The 25,042-nt window shown below is 59.2% G+C and carries 27 protein-coding genes; 22 read left to right on the forward strand and 5 right to left on the reverse strand.

Going from position 1 to position 25,042, the window contains the following annotated elements; genetic code table 11:
• Positions 1-4 precede the first annotated feature (4 nt).
• Both sppA and WCX49_RS05170 read right to left on the reverse strand, forming a co-directional pair.
• Positions 5-874, reverse strand: a complete 870-nt coding sequence (gene sppA, locus WCX49_RS05165; RefSeq protein ID WP_345986517.1) for a signal peptide peptidase SppA — start codon at positions 872-874, stop codon at positions 5-7.
• A 2-nt stretch (positions 875-876) separates the two neighbouring features.
• Positions 877-2,094: an aminofutalosine deaminase family hydrolase gene (locus tag WCX49_RS05170; RefSeq protein WP_345986518.1), complete on the reverse strand. Its 1,218-nt coding sequence runs from the start codon at positions 2,092-2,094 to the stop codon at positions 877-879.
• A gap of 79 nt (positions 2,095-2,173) precedes the next feature.
• Here WCX49_RS05170 and aroQ point away from each other — a divergent pair, with 79 nt between their 5' ends.
• The 22 genes from aroQ to WCX49_RS05280 all read left to right on the forward strand — a co-directional run bounded on the left by aroQ (position 2,174) and on the right by WCX49_RS05280 (position 21,195).
• Positions 2,174-2,653, forward strand: a complete 480-nt coding sequence (gene aroQ, locus WCX49_RS05175; protein WP_345986519.1) for a type II 3-dehydroquinate dehydratase — start codon at positions 2,174-2,176, stop codon at positions 2,651-2,653.
• Between the two features lie 4 nt (positions 2,654-2,657).
• Complete coding sequence (folK, locus tag WCX49_RS05180; RefSeq protein ID WP_345986520.1) at positions 2,658-3,149, forward strand: 2-amino-4-hydroxy-6-hydroxymethyldihydropteridine diphosphokinase; 492 nt, start codon at positions 2,658-2,660, stop codon at positions 3,147-3,149.
• On the forward strand, positions 3,149-3,973 hold the full coding sequence (locus WCX49_RS05185; RefSeq protein WP_345986521.1) for a MinD/ParA family protein: 825 nt from the start codon (positions 3,149-3,151) through the stop codon (positions 3,971-3,973). The genes folK and WCX49_RS05185 overlap by 1 nt, the downstream gene beginning before the upstream one ends.
• Positions 3,973-4,521, forward strand: a complete 549-nt coding sequence (locus WCX49_RS05190; RefSeq protein WP_345986522.1) for a hypothetical protein — start codon at positions 3,973-3,975, stop codon at positions 4,519-4,521. The genes WCX49_RS05185 and WCX49_RS05190 overlap by 1 nt, the downstream gene beginning before the upstream one ends.
• A complete protein-coding gene (locus WCX49_RS05195; RefSeq protein ID WP_345986523.1) occupies positions 4,505-4,819 on the forward strand; it encodes a cupin domain-containing protein in 315 nt (104 codons plus the stop codon). Before WCX49_RS05190 ends, WCX49_RS05195 begins: the two co-directional genes overlap by 17 nt.
• A 20-nt stretch (positions 4,820-4,839) precedes the next feature.
• Positions 4,840-5,355 carry a shikimate kinase gene (locus WCX49_RS05200; RefSeq protein WP_345986524.1) on the forward strand — a complete coding sequence of 172 codons (516 nt, stop codon included), beginning with the start codon at positions 4,840-4,842 and terminating at the stop codon, positions 5,353-5,355.
• Complete coding sequence (locus WCX49_RS05205; protein ID WP_345986525.1) at positions 5,352-5,771, forward strand: thioredoxin family protein; 420 nt, start codon at positions 5,352-5,354, stop codon at positions 5,769-5,771. Before WCX49_RS05200 ends, WCX49_RS05205 begins: the two co-directional genes overlap by 4 nt.
• A gap of 18 nt (positions 5,772-5,789) precedes the next feature.
• Complete coding sequence (locus WCX49_RS05210; protein WP_345986526.1) at positions 5,790-6,989, forward strand: FAD-dependent oxidoreductase; 1,200 nt, start codon at positions 5,790-5,792, stop codon at positions 6,987-6,989.
• A 108-nt stretch (positions 6,990-7,097) separates the two neighbouring features.
• Positions 7,098-8,396, forward strand: coding sequence for a histidinol dehydrogenase (gene hisD / locus WCX49_RS05215; protein WP_345986527.1), 1,299 nt, complete (start codon positions 7,098-7,100; stop codon positions 8,394-8,396).
• A 326-nt stretch (positions 8,397-8,722) separates the two neighbouring features.
• Positions 8,723-9,364 (forward strand): 4Fe-4S dicluster domain-containing protein, encoded by a 642-nt coding sequence (locus tag WCX49_RS05220; protein WP_345986528.1) that lies wholly within the window; start codon positions 8,723-8,725, stop codon positions 9,362-9,364.
• Positions 9,364-10,263 (forward strand): NrfD/PsrC family molybdoenzyme membrane anchor subunit, encoded by a 900-nt coding sequence (gene nrfD / locus WCX49_RS05225; RefSeq protein ID WP_345986529.1) that lies wholly within the window; start codon positions 9,364-9,366, stop codon positions 10,261-10,263. The genes WCX49_RS05220 and nrfD overlap by 1 nt, the downstream gene beginning before the upstream one ends.
• Before the next feature lie 16 nt (positions 10,264-10,279).
• The gene (locus WCX49_RS05230; RefSeq protein ID WP_345986530.1) at positions 10,280-13,699 is read left to right on the forward strand and encodes a molybdopterin-dependent oxidoreductase; all 3,420 of its coding nucleotides are present in this window, start codon (positions 10,280-10,282) and stop codon (positions 13,697-13,699) included.
• Between the two features lie 77 nt (positions 13,700-13,776).
• Positions 13,777-14,394 carry a molecular chaperone TorD family protein gene (locus WCX49_RS05235; protein WP_345986531.1) on the forward strand — a complete coding sequence of 206 codons (618 nt, stop codon included), beginning with the start codon at positions 13,777-13,779 and terminating at the stop codon, positions 14,392-14,394.
• Positions 14,394-15,497, forward strand: a complete 1,104-nt coding sequence (locus WCX49_RS05240; protein WP_345986532.1) for a 4Fe-4S binding protein — start codon at positions 14,394-14,396, stop codon at positions 15,495-15,497. Before WCX49_RS05235 ends, WCX49_RS05240 begins: the two co-directional genes overlap by 1 nt.
• Positions 15,494-16,255 carry a hypothetical protein gene (locus WCX49_RS05245; RefSeq protein WP_345986533.1) on the forward strand — a complete coding sequence of 254 codons (762 nt, stop codon included), beginning with the start codon at positions 15,494-15,496 and terminating at the stop codon, positions 16,253-16,255. Before WCX49_RS05240 ends, WCX49_RS05245 begins: the two co-directional genes overlap by 4 nt.
• Entirely contained in the window at positions 16,252-16,761 is a 510-nt protein-coding gene (locus WCX49_RS05250; RefSeq protein ID WP_345986534.1) for a hypothetical protein, read from the forward strand. The genes WCX49_RS05245 and WCX49_RS05250 overlap by 4 nt, the downstream gene beginning before the upstream one ends.
• Positions 16,762-16,846: 85 nt before the next feature.
• Complete coding sequence (locus WCX49_RS05255; RefSeq protein ID WP_345986535.1) at positions 16,847-17,158, forward strand: hypothetical protein; 312 nt, start codon at positions 16,847-16,849, stop codon at positions 17,156-17,158.
• Positions 17,159-17,237: 79 nt separating this feature from the next.
• Positions 17,238-18,131: a VWA domain-containing protein gene (locus WCX49_RS05260; protein WP_345986536.1), complete on the forward strand. Its 894-nt coding sequence runs from the start codon at positions 17,238-17,240 to the stop codon at positions 18,129-18,131.
• A complete protein-coding gene (locus tag WCX49_RS05265) occupies positions 18,131-19,036 on the forward strand; it encodes a VWA domain-containing protein (protein WP_345986787.1) in 906 nt (301 codons plus the stop codon). The genes WCX49_RS05260 and WCX49_RS05265 overlap by 1 nt, the downstream gene beginning before the upstream one ends.
• The gene (locus tag WCX49_RS05270) at positions 19,029-19,796 is read left to right on the forward strand and encodes a tetratricopeptide repeat protein (RefSeq protein ID WP_345986537.1); all 768 of its coding nucleotides are present in this window, start codon (positions 19,029-19,031) and stop codon (positions 19,794-19,796) included. Before WCX49_RS05265 ends, WCX49_RS05270 begins: the two co-directional genes overlap by 8 nt.
• Positions 19,777-20,895, forward strand: a complete 1,119-nt coding sequence (locus WCX49_RS05275; protein WP_345986538.1) for a hypothetical protein — start codon at positions 19,777-19,779, stop codon at positions 20,893-20,895. Before WCX49_RS05270 ends, WCX49_RS05275 begins: the two co-directional genes overlap by 20 nt.
• Positions 20,896-20,952: 57 nt before the next feature.
• On the forward strand, positions 20,953-21,195 hold the full coding sequence (locus WCX49_RS05280; protein ID WP_345986539.1) for a hypothetical protein: 243 nt from the start codon (positions 20,953-20,955) through the stop codon (positions 21,193-21,195).
• A 1-nt stretch (position 21,196) separates the two neighbouring features.
• On the opposite strand, the gene WCX49_RS05285 is transcribed toward WCX49_RS05280, so the two are convergent.
• The 3 genes from WCX49_RS05285 to WCX49_RS05295 are packed head-to-tail and all read right to left on the reverse strand — an operon-like array spanning position 21,197 to position 24,942.
• Positions 21,197-21,940: a CHAD domain-containing protein gene (locus tag WCX49_RS05285; protein WP_345986540.1), complete on the reverse strand. Its 744-nt coding sequence runs from the start codon at positions 21,938-21,940 to the stop codon at positions 21,197-21,199.
• Between the two features lie 33 nt (positions 21,941-21,973).
• The gene (locus WCX49_RS05290) at positions 21,974-22,984 is read right to left on the reverse strand and encodes an endonuclease/exonuclease/phosphatase family protein (RefSeq protein ID WP_345986541.1); all 1,011 of its coding nucleotides are present in this window, start codon (positions 22,982-22,984) and stop codon (positions 21,974-21,976) included.
• Positions 22,981-24,942 carry a M3 family metallopeptidase gene (locus tag WCX49_RS05295; RefSeq protein ID WP_345986542.1) on the reverse strand — a complete coding sequence of 654 codons (1,962 nt, stop codon included), beginning with the start codon at positions 24,940-24,942 and terminating at the stop codon, positions 22,981-22,983. The genes WCX49_RS05290 and WCX49_RS05295 overlap by 4 nt, the downstream gene beginning before the upstream one ends.
• Positions 24,943-25,042: the final 100 nt, after the last annotated feature.

Raw genomic sequence — 25,042 nt, forward strand, 5'->3', positions numbered from 1 at the left:
CTCTTTATTTGAGAACCATATGCGGGAAATAAAGTTGCAGCATGCTCATTCCCTCCGCCCCGAGGGTACGGAAAAAACGCTCCATTTCACTCTCCGCATTCCAGACGGGCTCGGTGACGCCGGTGCGGTTTTCGAGCAGCCGCTGCGCATCATATTCGACGCCGACGCTGTCAATGAGACCGACGGCCTCGGCCTGTCGTGCCGTGAAGATGTGGGCATCGGCGAATTCGGCGCTTTTGGCGGGGTCCAGGCCGCGCGCTTCGGCGACATCACGGACGAACATCGCATAGGTGTCCTGGATGACTTTGTCGATTTCGGCCCGCTCGTAGGGCGTCCACCGGCGGTCCGGCGTGCCGGCCTGCTTGTACTTGCCCGCTTTGACGACCTGGGTCCCGATGCCGATCTTCTCCATCAGCCCCTCCAGGTTTGCACCCTGCATGATTACACCGATGGAACCGACCATGGCGCCGGGATTGGCGATGATCTCGTCCGCCCAGATCGAGGCGTAGTAGCTGCCGCTGGCGAGAACGCCCTTGGCGTAGACGACAACGGGCTTGGCGTCATGCAGGCGCTTGAGCGCATAAGCGACTTCGACGGAGGGTGCCACCGCACCGCCGGGGGAGTCGGCGACGAGCAGGACCCCTTTGATCTGCGGGTTGGCACAGGCTTCATCCAGTTCGCGTACGACATCGGTCGTGTCAAAGATCGGACCGTTCAGCTCGATCCGCTGGAGGTTGACCGTTTCAAACCCGTCGTCGGGCATCGGGAAAAAGATGATGAAGAGCAGCAGCAAAAACAGCAGCGCTTTGAAATGGTTCTGGATGTAGTCGATCAATGCGCCCAGGGGAGCGAACAGCGTTTTAAGAAAATGCATGGTCAGCCTTTGCGTGAGATACCGTCGATGAAGATCTGGCGGAGCGGGTAGCGCTGCAGCAGCAGGTGCAGCGGCGTATCGTCGCTGGGGGTGTGATCCAGCTCAACCCAGAGCATGTCGGCGGCCTTGCCCTCGGCGATTTCGCCGCAGTTGAGGCGCAGTGCCCTGGCCGCGTCGACGGTAACGCTGTTGAGCAGGCGGCGGGCCAGGGGAAGCAGCGGGGTCTCCGAATGCATGAAGAGTGCGATTTTCATCTCCTCGAAAAGGTCGAGGGCGTAGTTCGAACTGAGCCCGTCGGTGCCCGTCAGCCAGGGGAGTTCATGTGCTTCGAGGGCGTCAAGGTCAATGGCCCCGTTGCCGAGCAGCCGGTTGGAAACGGGGCAGTGGATAACGGTATGACCCGCCTGTGAGAGGGCTTCGAGCTCCTGGGGCTGCGCCTGGACGACATGCGTCATCAGCGTCGGCGTATCGGCAAAGAGCTCGAGGAACCCAGCGGCGTTATTGACGGCGTACTCCTGCTTGAGCAGCTCGTGAAAGAAGGGCTTGAACTCCCCTTCGTTGCGGTCGAGCCATTCCCGTTCGGCCGGGCTTTCGAGGTAGTGGGCCGTCGTGACCAGATTCTCGTCCCGGGCGACGCGCAGGGCGCGCTTGATGAGGGCGGGATGGACGGAGTAGGGAGAGTGGATGGCGACGGCGGGGAAGAAACCGGGGCGTTCGACGGCTTTGGCGTTATCGAGGCGCTGCAGGAAGTCCGTGTACAGCGCGTCGGCCATCGCCGCCTGCGAGCCGATCACTTCGTTGAAGAAGACGACTTTCTGCGGGGCCGCGGCAGCGGCTTCGAGGTCCAGGCCGTGGGAACTGATGGCCCCGAAGGCCGTAATGCCGTTGTCAAGCATCATGGCGATGGTGCGCTCTAAACACTCCCGGCCACAGGCATTGATGAGGGTATCGCGCTCCTCGATCACGCTGTAGAGCCAGGTGAGGAAGTTACCGTATTTCAGGGTGGTTTTGTTGGCGCTGAACTCCAGGTGGACGTGGGCATTGACCAGTCCCGGCATCAGGAGCGTCGGCGTTTCCGCTTCGAGGATTTCGGCGTCCGGGAAACGCGTTTTGAGCTCATCGGCGGGCGCGACGGCGATAATGGTCTCTTCGAAGGCGACGGCGTGTTCGGTCGTGATGCCGGTCGGTGTGAGGATTGCGGAGGGAATGAGGATCGTCATCGGCTGCCCCTAGAAGTACGCTTTAATATAGTCAGGCGTATAATACCCACTCGATTTTAAAACGAGATAAGGAAGATTAATGAAAATTGCAGTCATTCAGGGACCGAACCTCAATATGCTCGGCGTTCGTGAACAGCAGATTTACGGGCCGATGAAACTTGAACAGATCCACCAGCAGATGAAAGAGTTCGCAGAGCAGAACGGTGTGGAAGTCGAGTTTTTCCAGAGCAACCTCGAGGGCGAGATCGTTGACCGCATTCAGGAGTGTTACGGCGACGCGAACGGTATCATCCTCAATGCCGCGGCCTACACCCATACTTCCATCGCGATCCGCGATGCCATCTCCGCCGTCAGCCTGCCGACGATCGAAGTGCATATCAGCAACATCGCACGCCGTGAAGAGTTCAGACAGCAGAATATGATCGCACCGGTATGTACCTCCTCCATCGTCGGCTTCGGACCGTTCGGTTACCACCTCGCGATGGTCGGCATGCTGCAGATCTTCAACGAAATCCGTGTGGCACAACAGGCGGCGCAGCAGGCGGCGCAGCAGGCCTAAGCCAATGGTCGAGCGGCGGCTCCCCTCGGGCCTGGCCCTGATCCGTACAGGGAACTTTCCCGGGCTTTTCCCCATGCGCGGGCTGCCGCACAGGGCGGTGATCGGGATCGGCGGCAACGTGGGAGACGTCGTCAGGCGCTTCGAACGGCTGCTCGTCTCCCTTCGCCGCGACCCCTTTATCAATGTACTTTCCGCATCGCCGCTGCTTCAGAACCCCCCGTTCGGTTATACGGAGCAGCCCGATTTTATCAACGGGGTGCTCCTCGTCGAGACGACGCTGCCGCCGCGTGCACTGATGCGGCACCTTCTGCGTATCGAACGCCGTTTCCGGCGGGTACGCACCTTTTCCAACGCCCCGCGGACCCTGGACCTCGACATACTTTTCTATGACCGCAGAACGCTCGATTATCCCGATCTGACCGTGCCCCATCCGCACTGGCGGGAGCGTGACAGCGTCGTCATACCGCTCTCCCTGCTGCCCGGGAGGACGCGTTGATGCGCCAGGCCAAGCGGACCCGCTTCATCGCCGTGACCAGCGGCAAAGGGGGCGTCGGTAAAAGTACGATCACCTCCAACCTGGCGCTGCTGCTCTCCATCAGCGGCCTGAAGGTGGCGGTCTTCGACGCCGATATCGGACTGGCGAACCTGGATGTCATGTTCAACGTGACGGCCGGGCACAATATCCTGCATGTGCTCAAGGGGGAGGCGGCGCTGCGCGACGTCGTCATCCCCGTCAGGGAGAACCTGCTGCTGATTCCCGGCGAAAGCGGGGAGGAGATCTTCCGATATTGCGATGCGGGGATGTTTGAACGGCTTATCGGCGAGACGGGCGTGCTCGACGACATCGACATCATGCTCATCGACACCGGGGCGGGCATCGGCGAACACACCCAGCTCTTTTTGCAGTCGGCCGATGACGTCATCGTCGTAACGGTCCCCGATCCCGCCGCCATTACGGATGCCTATGCCACGATCAAGGTGACGGCCCGCGGCCGCAAGGATATCAAGATGATCCTCAACCAGGTGCACAGTCCCAAAGAGGCTCACAATATCTTTGCGAAGATCAGCACGGTCGCCAAAACGCATATCGGGCCGGACCTCCGCCTCGAACTGCTCGGGGAGATGACCCGGGATGACAAGGTCGCCTATGCCGTCAAACGGCGTTCGAGCTTTGTCCGCGAATTCCCGACCGCCCGGCCGACCCGGGAGTTGCAGGCGATTGCGCAGAACATCATGGCCGACATCGACCGCAGCGTCACGGTGCAGGCGAGCGAAAGCGGTATTGCCGGGCTCTTCAAACGCCTGCTGGAGCAGTTCTGATGGCCGGAGGTGTCCTGAACCAGGCCGAGGTCGATGCGCTGATGGAGCTTTTCGGAACGGCGCCGAAGAGCACACAGCCTCCCAAACGCACCGAGAGGGCGGCACCGGAAATCAATGCACTCCGCAGCGAGCTGGAGGCAACGGCCAGGCAATGGGCAGAGGCGCTCCGGTCACTGACGGGTGATGCGGCGACGGTGACGCTGCAGAGCATCGTCCGGCGCGGCCGTGCGACGGAGGAGTGCGGAAACGTAGTGCTGCAGTATGCGGAAGAACCCCGTTATCTGATCGTCCCCGAGCCGCTTGTCAACCTGGTCAATGAAAAGAGCCTGGGCGCGCTGGAGATCGATCCGTTTTTGGAGCATCCACTCAGTACGATCGACAGGGAACTTTTTGCATCGACGGGGATGCTTTTCTCCGGGGGCAGCCGTATGGTGCAGACCGCGCAGATCCCGGAAGGCATACACCTCCTCGAAGCACGGTTCGACATCGCCGTCGGATCGCTGCTGCAGACGACGATGCGCATGGTGCTGCATGACGAATCTCTATGAGTTCACCCTCCCGGAGGAGGGCGAAGAGCGGCTGGATGTCCTGCTGCGTAATGAAGCGGTCCGGATCGAACGGATCGCCTCGAACCTGGCGCGGACGGAATGGTATGACCAGGATGAGGATGAGTGGGTCGTGCTGCTCGAGGGCAGGGCGGAGCTGGCGATCGGCGCGCGCCGTGTGACGCTACGGCGCGGCGATACGCTGCACCTGCCGGCACATTGCCGCCACCGGGTGCTCTCGACCTCGGATGACGCCCTCTGGCTGGCGGTTTTTATCAAAGATATATCAGCGGTTAGTTAGGATAACCGGAAGGAACAAAGATGGCAAAGAACATTATTTTGATCGGATTCATGGGCGTCGGCAAGGGCAGTATCGCCCGCGAGATCGTCAAACAGCACCCCATGGTGGCCCTGGACACGGACGATGTGATCGAGAGTATGGAGAACCGGAAGATCAAGAAGATCTTTGAAGAGGAGGGTGAAGCATATTTCCGTGCCATTGAACAGCGGGTCGCCAATTGGCTCGAGTCGGATGTACGGCATACGCTCATCTCAACGGGCGGCGGCTTCTTCAAGGTCAAGAACCTGCATAAAATCGGCACCATCGTCCTGCTGCACACGGATTTCGATACGATCCACCGCCGGATACTCGCCCACCCCAATGCGGAAAAGAAGCTGAAAAAACGTCCCCTTTTCCAGGATGAGCTCCGCGCCCGTTCCCTCTACGACGAGCGGGAGAAACACTATATGAAAGCGGCCGACATCGTCATCGATGTCGCCGGCAAAAGTCCCGAGAAGATCGCCAAAGAGATCATCAAGAAGGTGATCAAAAAATGAAAAGGTTCTTTTTCCTGCTGGCGCTGACGGCCGCACTTTTGTCCGGAGCGGAAATCCGGTGGGAAAAGGATTTTGAAGCCGCCCTCGCCAAAGCGAAGACACTGGACAGACCGCTCTTTTTCGTCTTCTCCCGCCACAGCTGCAAATGGTGCCGCCACCTGGAGGCGACGACCTTTAAAAACGCCGAGGTGATTGAACGCCTCAACGGGAAGTTCGTCAATGTGATCGCCTATACGGACGACGGCGATAACGTTCCACGGGAGCTCTGGAGCCCCGGAACGCCGGCGCTCTGGTTCCTTGAGGGCAGCGGCGAAGTGATGTTCCCGGCAATCCCGGGGGCTGTCGGTGCCGCCGATTTTCTGAAGGCCACGGGTATTGTCCTGGAGGCATACGAAGAACGCCGTATGCAGAGGTAAGCATAAGAAGGATCAGTCATGACTAAACGCGTCATCATCGTCGGCGGGGGATATGCCGGTGTCCGGGCGATGCAGCACCTGAGCGCACGCCCCTACATCCAGGTGACCCTGATCGACAAAAACCCGTTTCACTATCTTCAGACCGAAGCCTACGCGCTCATTGCCCAGCAGGCGACGCTGGTCGACGTGACCGTCGATCTTCCCGCTCTCTGCGAAAGCTATGCGTACGCCACCTTTGTCAAAGCCGAAGTGACCGGCATCGATTTCGAGGCGAAGAAGGTCGTGACGGCAGCGCGTGACTACTATTATGACTACATCATCCTGGCAATGGGGGCACGGACCTTCTTTCCCGAATCGATCCCGGGGCTGCATGACTACGCCCATGGCGTCAAAAGTCTCAAAAACGCTTTCCGCTTCCGGCAGCAGTTCGAACAGCAGCTCTTTGCGCGCATGAGCAGCGAAGGGGACGAAGAGTGCCGCCGTTTTAACATCGTCGTTGCCGGCGCGGGGCTCAGCGGCGTCGAGATCGCCGCCGAACTGGCGGACTATACCGCCTGGTTCATGCGGGAAAACCGGATGCTCTGCGACAGCATCGACGTCCACCTGATCGCCTCGCGCGACGAGGTGCTGTCGGGCATGCACCCCTACCTGCAGTCCAAGGCGAAAGCACGCCTGCAGAAACTCGGGGTCAACATCATTTTCGGCAGCCGCGTCGCCGCGGTGGAGCCGCACGAGGCGATCCTCGACAGCGGCAGGAGGGTCGCTTTCGATTTCATGATCTACGCGGGGGGGATCATTGCACCGAAACTGGTGCATACGCTGGATGTCGAACGCAACCAAAAAGGGCAGATCGCCGTGCATCCTACGTTGGCGATCGTCGGGAAAAAGGATGCCTTCGCGATCGGCGACGTGGCGGACATCCGCGCCGAAGACGGTCGCCCGCTGCCGGCGACGGCAAACGGCGCGGAAAAGAGCGCCGCACTGGCCGTGCTGAACCTGCTCCGCTGCAACCGCAGTGAACCGATGGTGGAACGGCCGATCCGCCTGGAAGGGTATATGGTCGCCCTGGGGCGCTTCAACGCCGCCGTTGTCATCTTCGGGCGCATCAAGTTCTCAGGCCTCCCGGGCTTCGTGATGAAGCGGCTTATCACCGACCGCTACAAGTTCCTGCTCGACAGTACGGCCTACAAAGCATTCCGCCGCCGTCCCAAAGGCTGATCCGGGGGCGTATCCTTCCCGTACGTACCCGGCGGGAGCCCGCCGGGTGACATTCCGGAAGCAAACAGGCTATAATTGCGCCAAAGAAGTATAGAAAAGAGACATATTATGGTATTTACATCGACGACCGCCGCCGACTTCGACACGATTTTCTCGAACCTGCTTGAACGCGGGAAAATGGATATCGAGCATGTCACCGCTATCGTCGGCGGGATCATCAAGGAGATCCGCAGCGAGCAGAATACGGCCCTGAAACGCCACATCGCGAAATTCGACCAGTGGACGCCTGAAAAAGACGAAGAGCTGAAGATTAATGCAGATGCGATGGCGCAGGCCTACGCCCAGCTGGAGCCTGAACTGAAATCGGCACTGCACCTCGCCTACGACCGCATCAAGGCCTACCATGAGAAGCAGCTGCCCAAATCGTGGTTCGACACCGAAAGCAACGGGACGATCCTGGGGCAGAAGGTGACGCCGGTCGACCGCGCGGGCCTCTACATTCCCGGCGGCAAAGCGGCCTATCCCAGTTCGCTGCTGATGAACGTCATCCCGGCCCAGGTCGCGGGCGTCGAGGAGATCGTCGTCTGTACGCCGACGCCGGAGAACGAACCCAACGCCCTGCTGCTGGCGGCCTGCCACCTCTGCGGGGTGACGGAGGTCTACAAGGTCGGCGGCGCCTCCGCGATCGCGGCGATGGCCTACGGCACCGAGACAATCCCGAAGGTGGACGTCATCACGGGCCCCGGCAACATCTTCGTCGCCACGGCGAAGAAGCTCGTTTTCGGCGACGTCAACATCGATATGATCGCCGGTCCCAGCGAGATCGGTGTTTTGGCGGATGCGAGCGCGAACGCCAACCACATCGCGATCGACCTGCTGTCGCAGGCGGAGCATGACGAGATGGCGAGTTCCATCCTCATCACCCCGTCCGCCGAACTGGCAGAGCAGGTCAACCTTGAGATCGAAGCCTGGCTGCAAAAACTGCCGCGCGAACAGATCGCCCGCAAGTCCATTGTCGAGCGGGGAGCGATTATCGTTGCACGCGATATGGACGAGGCGGTCGCACTGATGAACGAGGTCGCACCGGAGCACCTCGAGGTGGCGACGGACAACCCCTTCGAACTGCTCGCCTCCATCAAACACGCCGGCGCCATCTTCCTGGGCCACTACACGCCCGAGGCGATCGGGGATTACGTCGCCGGTCCGAACCATACGCTTCCGACCGGCGGCACGGCCCGTTTCTACTCGCCGCTGGGCGTCGAGAACTTCATGAAAAAGTCCTCCGTCATCGCATTCTCGCGCGGTGCCATCAACGAAATCGGCGAGGCGTGCGCCCTGATCGCGCACACGGAAGGGCTGACGGCACACGAACAGTCCGTCCGCGTCCGCATGGGAAACGCCGAGTAAGATAACTCCTGCTTATCCAGCGAAGATGTTCAATTTGCCTGAACATCTTCTTCAATTCATTTTTATATTATTAAAAATAATTTTACCAACTCCGCATTTTTTACACATATCAGTCCATTTTTGATAAGTGTGTGCCACAAATTTAGTTTCAGTTAAAGTTAAATCCGATAGCATCCATGTAGCGTAAATGCCTTGTAATCCCCCTATTTGCGGGGGTTTTAAATATTATAAGGCATGATAATCGTACTGACGCTTTTGCATTTTCCGTTCCGAAACGGAGGATACAAAAGCGTCTGTGCCGCTTAAAACTGGTGTAAGGAGAACACATGCAATTAGGCTTCCTGGTTGATCTGCATCTGTGTATGGGATGTAAGGGTTGTGAGATCGCCTGTAAAGTGGAAAACCAAGTTCCGCTTTCGACATGGCGTCTTCGTGTTAAATATGTGGACGTAGGGACGTTCCCGGAGACAAAACGGACGTTTACCCCGCTGCGCTGTAACCACTGTCACAATGCGCCGTGTGAGCGCATCTGTCCGGTCAGCGCGCTGCACTACATCGACAACGGTATCGTGAACATTGACAAAGAGCGCTGTATCGGTTGTGCGGGCTGTGTCATGGCATGTCCGTACGGTGCGATCTACATCGATCCGGAAACACAGACGGCGGACAAATGTACGTACTGTGCCCACCGTATCGCTTCCAGCCTTATGCCGGCGTGTGTTGTTGCCTGTCCGGTCGAAGCGAACATCTTCGGCGACCTGGACGATCCGACGTCCAACATCAGCAAGTACATCCAGAACCATCAGGGTGATGTACAGGTCCGCAAACCGGAAAAAGGTACGGATCCGCACCACTACTATGTCGGCGGCGGCAACGTCACCCTCAATCCTCTGGCGTCGTTCAGAGTCGAAGGTCACCAGCTCTTCAACAAGCTGACGACACACATGCCGGTAGGAGGACACCACTAATGGTACATGAAGCTGTAGCTGCGACAAACGCCGTCGTCACACTCGACGCCGGACTCCCGGGTATCGTCTGGGGATGGATCATTACAATGAACATGTGGGCGAAAAGCATCGGTACCGGTGTTATTTTCATGCTCTTCTACCTGTTGAAGCGCTACCCGGAAGCGGCTGGAAGCCTGCGCTTCCCGGTGACGGTGGTCTCCATCGTCTTCATCCATATTTTCCTGTTCTTTACGGTCATCGACTTGCACCAGATGTTCCGCTTCTGGCACATCTTCTTCCACCCGCACTGGACGTCGGCGATTACCGTCGGTGCCTGGATCGTTACGATCCTCGTCCTCGTGCTGTTCGGTATGGCGTTTGCGACCTTCATCAAAAAGGACAACGCGCTTTTTGACAAGCTCCTGGTATGGGCGGTCATCCTGGCAGTCCCTGTCACGCTTTACACCGCGGCTATCATGGCAGAAGCGACGGCACGCGAACTGTGGCAGATGCCGACGGAAGCGGCACAGATGATCCTGGCGGCGACCCTGACGGGTTCCGCGACGCTCCTGCTGATGGGCGGCAACCTGCCGTACGAAGCGAAGCGCGACCTCGCGGTCGTTCTCGGACTCTCCGCGCTGGCGGCATTCATCCTCTATATGTCCGAGCTGGTTTTCGGTCCGATCAAAGCAGAAGAGGTTGCGGCAACACTTGAAGCGGTCAAAGGCCACGGCGAGTATACGACGATGTTCTGGGTCGGTCAGGTCCTGGCCTTCATTGCACCGTTCGTCCTTGTCATCCTGAGCGTAACAAACCGCTCTGCAGGCCTGCTGAAAGTTGCAGCACTCTCTGCGATCGTGGGACTCTGGATCGTCAAGCACGTCTGGCTTGTCATTCCGCAACTCCTGCCAATGAGCTAAACGAAGGAATCGAAGAATGTATAAAGAAAGCAGAAGAACATTTCTCAAAGGCGCGGCATTTACGGTTGCCGGCGCCGCTGTAGCCAAAGGGGTTTTCACGACGGACGCCATCGCGGATTCCGTTGAAGAAAGCAAATTCACCAACACACCGGACTCACTCTCCTTCTACCCGCCGCTCGAGCAGTGGGATGATTTCAAAGAGCTCGACGGCGACGACTGGAAGCGCGGCGGTATCGCCCGCAAAGGCGTCCAGAGCGCAGAGAACCCGGACGGTATCTATGTCAATGATTTCGCGATCGTCCCGACAGCATGTTCCAACTGTGAGGCCTCCTGTGGTCTGACGGCGTGGATCGACAAGAAGTCCTTCACGGTCAAAAAATACATGGGTAACCCGCTGCACCCGGGCTCCCGCGGCCGTAACTGTGCCAAAGGTTACGCGACACAGTCACAGATGTACGATCCGGACCGCCTGGCGTTCCCGATCAAGCGTGCACCGGGCTCCAAGCGCGGTGAAGGTAAATGGATCCGTACGACCTGGGACGAGGCGATGAGCACCATCGGTAAAAAGATGAACGATACGCTCAAAACAGGCGACGAGCTCTCCCGCAAGTCCCTGATGTTCCACGTCGGCCGTCCGAACGAGAACGGCTTCACGGGTCAGGTCTGGACGACGTTCAAGCAGGACGCCTTCAACTCCCACACCAACATCTGTTCCTCCGGCGGTCGTACACCGACGATCCAGTGGGCGAACGATGACCGTACGAGTCCGGACTGGGCGAACGCAAAGCTCGTCTTCCTGAACTCCTCGCACGCAGCGGATGCCGGCCACTACTTCCAGCAGTCCGCCGGTTTCATCGCCGACGCACGTAAAAAAGGCGCACGCCTGGTCGTTATGGACCCGCGTATGTCAAACTCCGCCGGTATGGCGGACCTCTGGATCGCGGCATGGCCGGGAACAGAGCCGGTTGTCTACCTCTACCTTGCCAACCGTATCCTCCAGGAAGGGCAGGTTGACAAGAAATTCGTCAAGAAGTGGTTCAACTGGGAAACCCTGATGAAGAACCGCAACTACCTGCAGTTCATGGTTGAGAAGGGCTATATCTCCAAAATGCCTGCGGACAAGAGCTTCGAAAGCTTCCTGGAAGTCATGAAAGAGATGTATGCGCCGTATACACTCGAATATGCCGTCAAAGAGACGCATGTTCCGGCGTACAAACTCGAGAAACTCTACGAGATGTTCATCTGGGCCGGCGATGCGATCAGCTCCTACTTCTGGCGTGCGGCTGCTTCCGGCAACCGCGGCGGCTGGATGTCCGGCCGTACGGGTTACCTTGCCATCGCACTGCGCGGTGCGATCGGTACCGTCGGCGGTACCTTCTTCCACCACTGGCACGTTATTTCCGTCGCCGGTAAAGGCGGTTCCGCGACTGTCGGCCAGGGCCGCAGCGGTTCAAACGTCCCGAAAGTCGACGTCTGGAACGAACTGACGTGGCCGCCGGAGTGGCCGCTCTCCACATACGAGATGTCCTACCTCCTGCCGCACCTCCTCAGCGACGTCGAGTGGCAGGAAAAATGGAAGAAACGCGGCCTGAACGTTCCGCAGAAACTCTCTGTCTGGATCCCGCGTATGTACAACCCGGTCTGGATCAACCCGGACGGTTTCCGCTGGCTGGAAGTCCTCAAAGACGAAAGCAAGATGGAACTGACGTTCAACCTGTCACCGACATGGTCCGAGACAAACTGGCACGTCGACTACGTCCTGCCGGTCGGTCTGGCGGGCGAACGCCACGACCAGCACTCCGAAGCGACGATGCCGGCGCGCTGGACCTCTTTCCGCCAGCCGGTCATGCGTGTTGCGCTTGAAAAAGCGGGCTGGAAACCGAAGAACCCGAACCGTGCAACGCTCGAAGCGCACATCAAAGCGGGTCTGGGCGAAGTCTGGGAAGAGAACGAATTCTGGTTCGAAATGGGCTTCAAATACGTTGACCCTGACGGAAGCCTCGGCATCAAGAAGATGTGGGAATCCAAGCGCAACCCGGGCCAGGCGGTTACGATCGCCGAGTGGTACGACGCGGCGTTCGGCGACAACCTGCCGAACCTGTACAAGACGGCCACGACCGACCCGCGCTACAAAGACAGCGAATACCCGGTCTACAACTTCATGCGTGACCACGGTGCATGGCTCGAAGAGAGCAACATCTACCACGCGCAGGAACGCGAGATAAAAGAAGAGGGCGACAACCTGATCGCCCACGGTCACAAGTTCAACAAGCACCACGTCGAGAAAGACGACGAGACGGGTGTACTCTACGCGGAAGCCCACGGCGACGCCTGGAAGTACAAAGACGGCAAACAGCCGATCGGTATCGAAATCGACGGCAAGAAGATGGACGGTTTCGCGACACTCGACAAGAAACTCGACTTCTTCTCCGAGTGGCTTGCAGACGAGTGGAAATGGCCGGAGTACGCGGTACCGTTCTACCCGCGTAACGACGAAGAGAAAGCAGCGATGCCGCACATCGTGTCTCATGTCAACCACATGTACATGAAAGCGGACAACGAATTTGCGCTCAACACGGTCTTCCGTCTGCCGTACAACATCCACACGCGTTCTGCGAACTCCAAGCACCTGATGGAGATCTCCCAGAACCACGACCCGATCTGGATCAACACGCAGGATGCGAAGCGCATGGGCTTCAAGCGCGGTGACGCGATCCGTGTCCGCATTACGGATACGGTCTCCGGCCTCGACAGCGGTTACTTCGTCGCAATGGCGGTACCGACCGAAGGTCAGATGCCGGGCGTCCTCGCCTGTTCACACCACGGCGGCCGCTGGAAGCTGAAAAACTCCGTCACGATCCCGAACGGTGTTTCCGACGGTAAAGTCGAAGACATCACCGTCGGTTCCGGCGACATGACTGATCCGGCATTCCTGCAGGCCTCACCGGAAGGTGCGGGTACGGCTGACGGTGCGATCAAAGTCGCTGATTATGACGGTACGGCCGGCATGAACAGCTTCGGTGTTCCGACGGCAGAGATGCAGATGGACGGTAAAACGGGTAAACTCAAATACGTTGAGGGTATCCATCCGTTCCACACCAAGCGTTTCGCAGCGTACAACAAAGACAGCGACAACATCTGGTGGGACGGCCTTTCCGGCTCCTGGCAGAATGCCGTCGCTCCGACGCACCCGGACCCGATCTCCGGTATGCACTGCTGGCACCAGAAAGTTATCCTGGAGCCTGCGCAGCCGGGTGACAAAATCGGTGATATCGTTGTCAACTACGAGAACAACTTTAAAACCTATCAGGCATGGCGTGATGAACTCACGCGCGGTCTGGACGCCAATTCCGAGTTCCGCCGCCCGCCGCACATCAAGCGTCCGTGGGTACCGCTCAACGAAAAAGCGTACCGCGTCGATATCAAAGACGTTTGAGTTTAATTCTTCCCACCAAGCAGGCCTTCAGCCTGCGCGGTTACAATCTCACCACATTTTCTACAGTTAGGTAATTAATGGAACAGACACAAGCACGCAGCAATATCTACGCACTTCTTTCAAGAGTGTTGATGCAGGAAGCCGATACGGAACTTATAGACATTATCAACAACGATGACGCCATTTTGGAGATGATGCCGAACTACAAGATCTGGGAAGCACGCATGACTCTTCAAAGCAGTGAACTGATCGAGAAGCATCTGAACCCCGATTTCACCAACGTCTCCCTGCTTCACCTGATCCCCTACGAGACCTTCTATACCCGCGAGGACCAGATGATCGAGACGGGGGGTGCCAACCCGGTGACCGACATCTATTCGGCGTACGACTTCATGGTCGATTTCGAAGCGGCGCGGGTCGTTTCGGCCGACCATATCGGGGTCGAACTGGAGTTCATGCACCATCTTTGCGAAGCACAGATCAAGGCGATGAACGACAATGACGGCGAAGCGGTGGATGAACTGATGGAGGTGCAACGCACCTTCCTCGAGAAGCACCTTGTGCGCTGGGCGCCGATGTACCTGCTCAATATGAAGCACGAGTCCCGTACACCGCTCTACTATGATGCGGCGGACATGACGCTGGAGTTCCTCCTCAGCGACTACCAGTACCTCAGCGAGACAGCGGGAGCCTGATGGCCGGCATTACCCTCAACCCGGGCCGCTGTGTTCGCCAGCTGAGCACCTTCAGCACCTGTAACAGCTGTATCACGGCGTGCCCGACCGATGCACTGGTAGCGACGGAGAATGTCCCCGCCGTCAACCAGGCGGCCTGTGTGGGCTGCGGCGGCTGTGCGGGTGCCTGCCCGACCGAAGCGATCCGTGTCGACGATTTCAGCGCGACGGAGTTCTTCTTTGCGTTCGTCGGTGACGGAGACAACCTCGTCTCCTGCCGCAAAAACGTTCCCTGCATCGCCGCACTGAGCGTCGACCACCTCTTTTCGCTCGCGTCGCTCAAAGGGGGCATCCGCCTCGACACCGGCCACTGCGAGGGGTGCGAGATCGCCTCAACCTGCCGCCCGCAGTTCGAGGCGCGCGCCGAAGAGGCCTCCTACCTGCTCGAGGCGATGATGAGCAGTGCGGAGATCGTGTTCGAAGATGCCGCCTATGCAGCGGAAACACCCGGGGAAGAGGGCGACCGCCGCGGTTTCCTGCGGGCGTTCAACCTCAAAACACTGGCCGAGGGTAAAGCAAAGTTCGAGCGCGAGGTGGAGACGGCAACGGATGAACTGATCCGCCACCAGCTCGATTCAACGGCGATCGCCCAGCTGCGGACCAAGACGCTGCCGGACAAGCGCAAACTGCTCTTTACCGCGATGAAACGGGCTGAAAAGCCCTCAGAGTACCACGTCGTCGATGCTTCCGAACTGACGCTGGCGTCCCAGAAGCTGATGGACGGCGACAAATGTACGGCGTGCCAGATGTGTTACCGTATCTGCCCGACGGGGGCGCTCACCAGCGACATCAAGGGTGCCAAGATCGATTTCGACGCAATGATGTGCGTACGCTGCCACCTCTGCCATGACGTCTGCGAACCGGATGCCCTGACGCTGTCGCCGTCGTTCAATATGAAAGAGCTCTTCGAACCGACGCAGCAGCGCCTCGTGACTTTTTCCGTGCGTAACTGCGACGAATGCGGGAACCCCTTTACCTCCCTCGCCGGGGAGCGGGTCTGCCACCGCTGCCGGATCGAGGAGGAGGAAGCGCGCACCCTCTGGGGCATAGGAGATGATGAGTGAACGAAGCGAACCAGATAACGAACACGACGCGGCTCTTCGGGTTCATTGCCGAAGAGGCGCAGCAGAACCGTTTTGCAGTGACCCTGAACAAACGGTTCAAGGCGAGCGGGGACGACGCGATGATGATCCCGATGAACATCCGTCCCGACGATTTCTACTTTACGCTTTCAAACATGAAGCAGTCGCACGTCAACGGGGCGGTGATCGCAACGGAGTACCAGGACCAGGTGCTCGAAATCGTCGATACCGCTTCGGCACTGTGCGAACGCACGGGGATTTGCGATACCGTCGTCGTTGAGAACGGGCAGATGCGCGGCGAGCTTCTCCTGCCGATTGCCCTGAAACAGATGGCGGAAAAAAGCGGTGCGGAGCGTGTGGCCCTCATTGGGGCTACCCCGCTGGCCGGGGCTTTAGCCCTGACACTCGAAGGGAAAACGGTTGCGATGTTCGACCCGTGGATCGAGGACCTGATGGCGCTGCAGCAGCGCCTCGGCGCAGACTTGGACATTAACCGGCTTGCTGAGGGCATGGCCGTCGATCTCTCCGGGTATGACATGGTAATCGACCTGTCGGCACTGGGCGACCTTTCGATGGTCAGTGCCCTGCCGGCGCTCAATGTCGACCTCAAACAGCCCCGCCAGCCGTCGGCACTGCGCCAGCGCTGCGTCGAACTGGACCGCGCCTATAGCGGCTATGAGAGTCTGCTGGACATCATGACCGAGACCGTTTATAATTATTTGACAAAGGAAAACAGATGAACCCACATGATCTCGACGATCTCAAAGCGGAGTTCGACAAGTTCGTCCGCGAAAAATGTTCGACCGATGAAAGCGGCAACCCCGTCGAAAACGAGCGCGATGCCGGTGATGCCGTCGACGACGAGCCCGTTCCGGCTTTTGTCGATGAACTGGAAAACAAGCTGTTGGCACCGGCACTCAGCGGCGTCTATCTCTCGCGTATCGATATCAAACGCATCTCCCAGGCCCTGGACGAATCGCTGCCGATCAAAGAGCGCAAAAAGATGGTCAAGGCGCTGTTCCGCCATACGAACTCCAAAGCATGGCTGCGCGGTGCCTTCGACGAGATCAACAACCACATCAACGGGCGTATCCTGATCTACCGTGAGCTCTCAGAGACCTTCCCGGCGACGGCGCCGATTTTCAGCGAGCACATTGCCAAAGCGGAGAAGACGAAAAAGATGTTCGACCAGATCGTTGATGACTTCGAGGAGATCGAACCGACCGACGAACCGATGATGGTGTGACGGCACGCGTCCGCAGTTTGAGTTACTATAAGGTTATGGTATAGTATATGCCCATAAACGGTGCCGTGCACCGGAAGGAGTATTTATGATCAATAAAGGTATTCTTGCCCTTGCATGTATCGGAGCACTCTGTGTCTTCCCGGTCCAGGCGAAAAACGACAAACACGGCGATCTTCCCCCGGGGCTGCAGAAAAAAGCCCGCAGCGGCAAGCCGCTGCCTCCGGGCTGGCAGAAAAAGCTCCAAAGAGGGCAGCGGATCGACCGTACCGTGTTTGAACAGGAAGCCGTGATTATTGCTCCCCGTGACCGTGACGGTCTCCTGACCGTCCGTATCGATGGCAAAGTGGCCCGGGTCGCTGAAAAAACGCTGGAAATCGTCGATATTATCCAGCGGTAACGATGCGCGGCCTTCGCTTTGCCGTGCCGCTCCCGGCGTGTCGGACGGCGCCGATCCCCTTCCCCCGTCCGAGTAACCCATGAGTTTTGAATTTCCCTGGCTGTTTTTGCTGTTGCCGCCGTTGTGGCACTGCCTCTACCGCTGCCGTGAACGCCTGAGCCCGCGCTATTTCGTCCATCTCGAACTCTTTGCCGTACGGCGGGGATGGTTCAAATGGCTCTGGCTGCTGCGCTACGTTGCGGTGCTGCTGCTGGTCACAGCAATCGCCTCTCCCGTCACGATCGATCAGGATGACCCGCTCAACCGCCAGGGGGTCGATGTCGTGCTGGCGCTCGATGCCAGCGGGTCGATGGGGGCATCGGGTTTTGACCCCAAAAGCCGGGAGAGTCGTTTCGATATCGCCAGAAGGATCGCCAAACACTTTATTGTGGATCGTATAGGCGATAACGCCGGGGTCGTCCTCTTCGGCGACTTCGCCTTTATCGCTTCGCCCGTGACCTATGAAAAAACCGTTGTCGCGGAGATGATGGATTACCTCGTTTACGGCATGGCGGGACAGAACACGGCCATCGGCGAGGGGATCGCCATGGGCGTCAGGGCACTTGAAGATTCCAAGGCGCTCTCCAAGGTCCTTGTCCTGCTGACCGACGGAGAACACAACAGCGGGCGGGTGTCGCCCAAAGCGGCGACGGAGCTGGCCGTCAAACACGGCATCCGCATCTATACGGTCGGGATGGGACAGAAGGGAGAGTTCGACGAAGCAATGCTTCGCCGGATCGCCGACGAGAGCGGAGGTGCTTTCTTTGCCGCCTATGACCCGGAAGCCCTGGCCGCGGTTTATGAAGCGATCGATGCCCTGGAGCGTTCCAGAATCAAGTCGGAACGGATCCTGCGTAAAGAGTACTATTACACCTGGCCGCTGGCAATGGGCGTGTTGCTGCTCTTCTACCTCTGGCGCAGGGAGGCCCTGTGATGACGTTTATGGCCCCGCTTTGGCTCTGGCTGCTGCTCTTCTTCGGACTCTATCTCGTCTACCGCCGTCAGCGGGGCGGCGGTCTCGTCTGGAGCGTACGGAGTATCTTTCTAATGTCGTCGATCGTCTTCGCTATTCTCGCACTGGCCCGCCCGGTGGCGATGCAGGAGCCGGTGTCGATCGAGCAGCGCGGCAGCGACGTCATCTTTGCCATCGACATCTCCCGCTCCATGCAGGCGACCGATATCGCCCCGAGCCGCCTGGAGGCGGCGAAGCAACTGCTCTCGTCGGTGGTGGAAGCCGACGATACGAACCGCTTCGGCGTCCTGGCGTTTACGACGAATCCGGTGATCCTGTCGCCGCTGACCCGCGACGACGAACTGCTGCTGCACCTCTTTTCGGGTCTGGACACGTCGATGGTCATGACCCGGGGGACGGAAATAGGCGGTGCGTTGGAGCTGGCGCGCAAACTGTCGCGTTCCGAGCATCCCATCGTCGTTCTCCTGACGGACGGCGGCGATAGTCTGGGGTACTCCCAGGAGGCGGCGAAGGCGCGCGCAGCCGGGCTGATCGTCAACGTCGTCATGCTGGCGACGTCGTCGGGGGGCACGCTGAAAGCCGAAGACGGGAAACTGCTGCGCAACGAGGAGGGCGGCATCGTCGTGACGGCACGCAACAGTGCGATCGATGCGATCGCCGACGCGACCGGCGGCGTCGTGATCGACGGGGCGGATGCGGGGGCGCTGGCGGCAGCCATCAAAGCCCAGGGGATGGCGGATATCCGCGAAAGACGGAAGATTATCCTCTTCCGGGAGTATTTTTACGTTCCACTTGCACTGGCACTGCTGTTCGCCATGCTGGGTATGACGGATGTCATTTCACGGATCGGAGGGCGTCGTGCGTAACCGTCTGGGCCATATTACCTCTCTACCCGCCGTCACTGCATCCCTCCTGGTGCAGGGATGGCGCGTGATCTGCGCCAGCAAAGGGCACCGGGCGCTGCTCCCGCTCCTGATCGGTTTCTTTGCGGCGCTGTTGTCGGTACTGCTGCTGCTACTGTGGAACGCGACGCTGCCGTACCGGGCGGCAGAGGCCTATGAAGCGGCCGACTTCAACCGCAGTGCCGCGCTCTATGCGCAGATGGAGGGGGCGGCGGCACTGTATGATGCGGGCAATGCCTGGTACCGTACAGGCGAGTATGAACGCGCACTGCAGTACTACAGCGCGCTGGAGCAGCATGACGGCAGCTTCGGCGCGTCGGTATGGTTCAACCGGGGCAATGCGCTTGTCCGTCTCAAGGAGTTCGCGAAAGCGCGCGAGGCCTTTGCCCGTTCCCTGGCGCTGCACTACGATGCGGAAGCGCTCGCGAACATGATGCACATCCTGGGAGCCGAGGAACAGGACCATATGCTCACCGGACGGCAGGAGGGCAAGAAGCGCGCCCAGGACCAGGAGACCGAACGCAGCGAAGGCGCTCCCAAGAAAGAGGGCGGAGGCAGCAACCAGCAAAGCAGTGCCGAACGCCGCTCCGGGGCCGGAAGCCAGGGAAAAAAGGTGGAGCGCGAGGAGCAGCTGGAGTTCTCGAACAAAGGCAACAGCCGCCTGAGCTCAAAACAGTATGAACTGATCAATCAAAGGAGCGTACATGAAACGAACCCCTGGTAGAGGGCTGCTCTGGACACTGCTGCTTCTGCCGCTGCTCTCATGGGCCGTGGAAACAACCTACACCTGGAGTGCCGCGGCGACGAAAACGCGTGTAGCGCAGCACGAAGCCTTTGCCGTCGAGTATACCTGCCGCTTTGATTCGGAAGCCTATGCCTACATCATCGCTTTCGATCCGGTGAAGGAGACGGAGGCGTACCGCATCGAACCGCAGAACAGCGAGGAGCAGATCGTCGACGGGCATCGGGTCAACCGTTACCGCTTTACCGTTTTCCCGAAAACAGCCGGGCCCCTCTCGCTGGCGTTTCATGCTACGATGGAGCATACGACGAAGGCCTCCATCGAAAACGCGGTGATGGGGCGGGACAACGTCGAAAAGCTTGACTACACGGCCCGTACCGTCTCGCTGCCCGTGATCGACGTCGTAGTGGCACCGCAGCAGACGCCTTATGCCGGGCATTTGACCCTCTCGCTCAAGGTTGACCGCGAAACGGTCGATGCCTTTACGCCGATACAGGTGGCTGTAAGCCTGGAGGGCTACGGAAACCTCGATACGATGGCGCCCTTTGCACTGAATATCCCGGGTGCCCGGCAGTTTACCGACGGAGACGAAAAAACGCTTCGTCTCGGCGATAACGGCTACGAAGGGAGTATCGGCCAGCAGTTCGCTATCGTCTCAGACCGCAATTTCACGGTACCGGCCCTGCAGCTCTCCTATTACGACACGGAGCAGCAACGGACGGTGACACTGACCACCGAACCCCATACCGTAGCCGTCCGTTCCGCCGCTGCCGCCATTGCAGATAAAGAGAAGGCTGCACCGTCCGGCGAAGCGTCAATGCAGTGGAACGCGTCGTGGCTGCACCTGCTGCTGGCACTGCTGGCGGGTGTCGTTATCGGGCGCTTCCTGCTGCCCGTACGGGTGGAGTCGGAAGCCGCCTCACTTCCGGAGAAACTCAGACGCTGCAGTGATCCGAAACGCTTTGCCGCCTACCTGGCCATGGCGGATGCCGAGGGGTACCGGGAGATGATCGATGCGATCGAGGCGAAGCTGAAGGCGGGGGAGAAGGTCGACCTCTCCACGTACAAACGGCAGCTCTGAGCCCCTCTGTTTTATAGAACGACGGTTGCATTCAGTGGGGAAAAACAGAGAGTGCATTTGACAAAGATACTCCGTTTCAAAACTGCGGCGGGCGTGTTCCATGTTGCCCGCGACGGCGGCGGACGTTACCATGTCCTTTTCAACGACGAAAGCATGGGCGACTACAGTGACATGATCGACGCGATCGAGGGGTTCGTCCACGAGAGCGGTTTCTACATCATCCACCCCGAGATGGCCTATCCCCTCGATACCTTCGACCTCGGCATTCCCGACGACATCAGCGGCTGGGAGCCCTGCTGAGCTAGAGCTCAAAAGCCTTTTTCAGATCACGGAGTGCCTGTTTGCGTGTATCGTAAAGCGTATGGCACTCGTCCGAAGGGTGCTTTTCGCAGAAGCGGTGGAGCCAGTCGAGCTGGTTGGCCGCATCCTGGATGGCGCCGAAATGTTCCAGGTGCTTTTTGGCATTCCTGATCTTGCGTTTGGCCTCGATAAGTCCTGCTTCATGGAGGAACTCCAGAACGTACCGTGCCTGTTTGTATAGCAGGCGGATCTCATGGATCTCTTTCTCTTTGGAATCCTTACTGAGGGCCTTCCGTGCGCTTTTGGCCTTTTCATACAGGGCTTCGCCCCGCACGACGAGCCGCTTTTTCCGCTGGTCGAGTTTCAGGGCTTCGACATCGGCGACCAGCAGGTCGATCGTCTGGCCGAAACGGGCCGCCGTTTCGGGCGGCCACCGTTTTTTGTACTGTTTGGTCCGGTAGCGCGTCAGTGCACCGTGCAGTTGCGGGTAGCTTTCAAGCGAGAGGGCGTCGAGAAAGACGTCGGTTTCGCGCAGCGGGTTGGTGACTTTGAGCATCGACTTGGCGATGGTGTCGGGGGCGTAGAGATGCCTGCTGTATGCCGCCAGGACGGAACGGAACCGCCGGAGGGCGACCCGGAAGCGGTGCAGGGCTTCGATATCGGCGTCCGGCCCGATAAGCGGGAGCTGCTGCTTGGCCGTTTCGAGCTGTTGTACCAGGTAGGATTTCAAAAGCGCGCTTTCCATGATGGAACATTATAGTGCAGCTTTGTTACATCCTCACTTCAAGGTGAAATCGGCGTAGATCGGGAGGTGGTCGGAGTAGCCCTTCCCGGTATGGTGCTTGGGATAGGTACGGCTGCGCTGCCATCGGTAGGGAGCCCCCTTTTTGGTCAGGAGGTAGTCGGGACGGAAGCGTGTAAAACTTCCCTTAACGTATTCGTTCCCTTTCCCGTCGGCCAGTGCGGGGGAGATGATAATGTGGTCGAGGGCCTCTTGCTGCCCGTAGAAGCTGTGGCTCCAGCGCTGCAGACCGGGCAGGTCGTACCAGAGGTCATAGGCACACTTCGGGCAGCGGTGCAGATCGTCGAGGGTGACGCCTTTTTCACCGCGCATCGTCAACAGCACGTCGTTGATCCCCGTGATGCCGTCGGTGTCGTTGTGCTTGCGTTTGCGCATGAAGAGGTGCTTTTCGTCGTAGTCCGAATTGAAATCCCCCAGCAGGACATACGATACGCTTCCCAGCGCATCCAGGCGGCTTTTGAGCGCTTTGGCCGAGAGTATGCGCAAACTCTCCGGTCCCGATTTGCTTTTCCAATGGTTGACGAAGACGTAGAACGGTTCACCGCCGGTGTCGAGGCGGGCTTCGAGGATGTTGCGGATACGGTTGCCGTTGGCGACGGCGATCTCACGCTTGACCTTGACGGGAAAGCGCGAGAGCAGGGCCGTTTTGACGACACTCGGTTTGGCGTCGGCAATAGCGCGGTGGGGGAGGTAGAGGCCGGCGCGCTTGATCTCCACCTGCAGGTCGCGCAGGGCTTGGTCCGACTCGACTTCCTGCAATCCGATGACGTCGGGTTTTATCTCGGCGATGACGCGGGCGATATTCCTCAGTTTTTTGCGGTAGGTCTTTTCGTTCCACTGCCAGGGGGTGTTCGGGATGTACTCGGCGTACTCATGGCCGCTGCGTTCGAGATCGAAGAGGTTTTCAACGTTATAGGTTGCGATGCGCACGGTTTCTCCTGCAAACAGCACCAGCGGCAGCAGTAGCGCCGCGAGGAGTCTGATCACGCCTCAATGCCGCTCAGGCGCAGCAGGCTCTGCGTTTCGGGCTCGCGGTCCATCAGCTTGTAGAAGAGGACGCGCATGCTCTCCGAGCCGCCGCGCCCCAGGACGATGTCAAGGTAGCTGCGGCCCAGGGCGGTATCGAAGACCCCCTGGTCGACGATGGCGAAGAAGGCGTCGGCGCTGAGGACCTCGGCCCATTTGTAGCTGTAGTAGCCCGCCGCGTACCCGCCGGCGAAGATGTGCGAGAAGCCGTTCTGGAATTTGTTGTACGACGGGGGCGTGAGCAGGGCGGTACGTTCGCGCACGGCGTCGAGGACCGCCTGGACGTCCGGTGTCTCCTCCATATGGAGGGTGAAGTCGAAAATGGCGAACTCGAGTTGGCGGAGCATGCCCATCGCCGACTGGAAGTTCTTGGCGCGGACCAGTTTGTCGATCATGAGGTCGCTGATGACTTCGCCGCTCTCATGGTGCTTGGCGAAGAGCTTCAGTACCTGCGGCTCGTAGGCGAAGTTCTCCAGGAACTGCGACGGGAACTCCACGGCGTCCCATTCGACCCCGTTGACCCCGCTGACCCCGTTTTCGTTGACGGTACTGAGCAGGTGGTGGATGGCATGGCCCGTCTCATGGAAGAGGGTGACGACGTCGTCGTGGCGGAGCAGGGACGGGGTCGTGGCGCTTGATGGCGGGAAGTTGCAGACGATAAAGGCGCTTGCCAGCTGCTCCTCCCCGTGTTCGTCGAGGCAGTGGCTCTGCCAGTTGTGCATCCAGGCCCCGCCGCGTTTGCTCGGGCGCGCTTCGAGGTCGAGGTAGAGACGGGCGCGCAGCTGGTCGTCGACATAGAGGTCATGGGCCGTTGCCGTGTCGTGCCAGAGTTCGACCCCTTCTGCCGGACGGATGCTGACGCCGAAGAGGCGGTGCAGGAACTCGAAAAGCCCCTCGACGACGGAGTTCTGCTCGAAGTAGGGGCGGTACTCCTCCTCGTCGATGTCGTAGCGCGCTTTTTTGAGCTGTTCGCCGAAGAAGGCGCTGTCATAGCTCTGCAGCTCTGCCGCACCCGCAAACTCCCGCAGTTCGGCCAGTTCGCGCTGTCCCTGGGCCATGGAGGCGTCGGCCAGCTCGTTGAGGAAGGCCAGTACGGTGTCGGGGTCTTTGGCCATCTTCGTGGCGAGGGAGCGTTCGGCGTAGGTCTCGAAGCCGATCAGGCGGGAGGCCTCTTTGCGCAGGGCGAGGGTCTCTTCGATGATCTCGGCATTCTCGGGGGCGCGGGTCGTGTAGCCCTTGTAGAGCGCCTCGCGGATCTCGCGGTTGGGGCCGTAGGTCATGTAGGCGATATAGGAGGGCATCTGCAGGGTGAACTTCCAGGCGGTGGTTCCCTCCTCGGTTTCAAACGCCGCGCTCTCGATGTCGCTTTTGGGCATCCCCTCCACGTCGGCGGGATCGGTAACGATGTACTCGAAGGCGTTCGTCGCGTCCAGAAGGTTCTGGGAGAAACGGTTCGAAAGCTCGCTGCGGCGGAGGCTGATCTCCGCGAGGCGCTTTTTGCTGGCCTCGTCGAGATGGGCGCCGCTCAGTTCGAACCCCTGGATGTTGAGATCGATGACGCGCTGCTGTTCGGGGGTGAGGAGATCATACTCACTGGCCTTGATGGTTTTGAACGCCGTATAGATATCGAGGTTCTGCCCGACTTCGGTGCCGTACTCGGTGAGCAGGGGGAGGGCGGCGGTATAGACCTCCTGGGTCTCGTCGCTGTTGTTGACGGCGTGCAGGTGCGACATCGGTGTAAAGAAGTGGTCAAGCCGTTCATCAAGCATCTCGAAGGGCTTGACGAAGTTTGCATAGGTCTTCGCTTCGATGGCAAGGAGGGCCTGGATCTGGGCGCGCCCGTCGTCCAGGGTACGCTTGAGATCGTCGATAAACGTCTCGAGGTTGACTTCAAAGGGTAGAAAAGGTGCTTTGCTCATACGGGTCCTTGTTGCTTTGCTGAAATATTACCTCAAGATGCTGATACGTGATTAAACAATGGCAGTTATAATAGCCGCAAAACTTTGGTTCACCAGGAGA

It is taken from the genome of Sulfurimonas sp. HSL-1656 (genome assembly GCF_039645585.1).
In the GTDB taxonomy this organism is placed as follows: Bacteria; Campylobacterota; Campylobacteria; order Campylobacterales; family Sulfurimonadaceae; genus Thiomicrolovo; species Thiomicrolovo subterrani.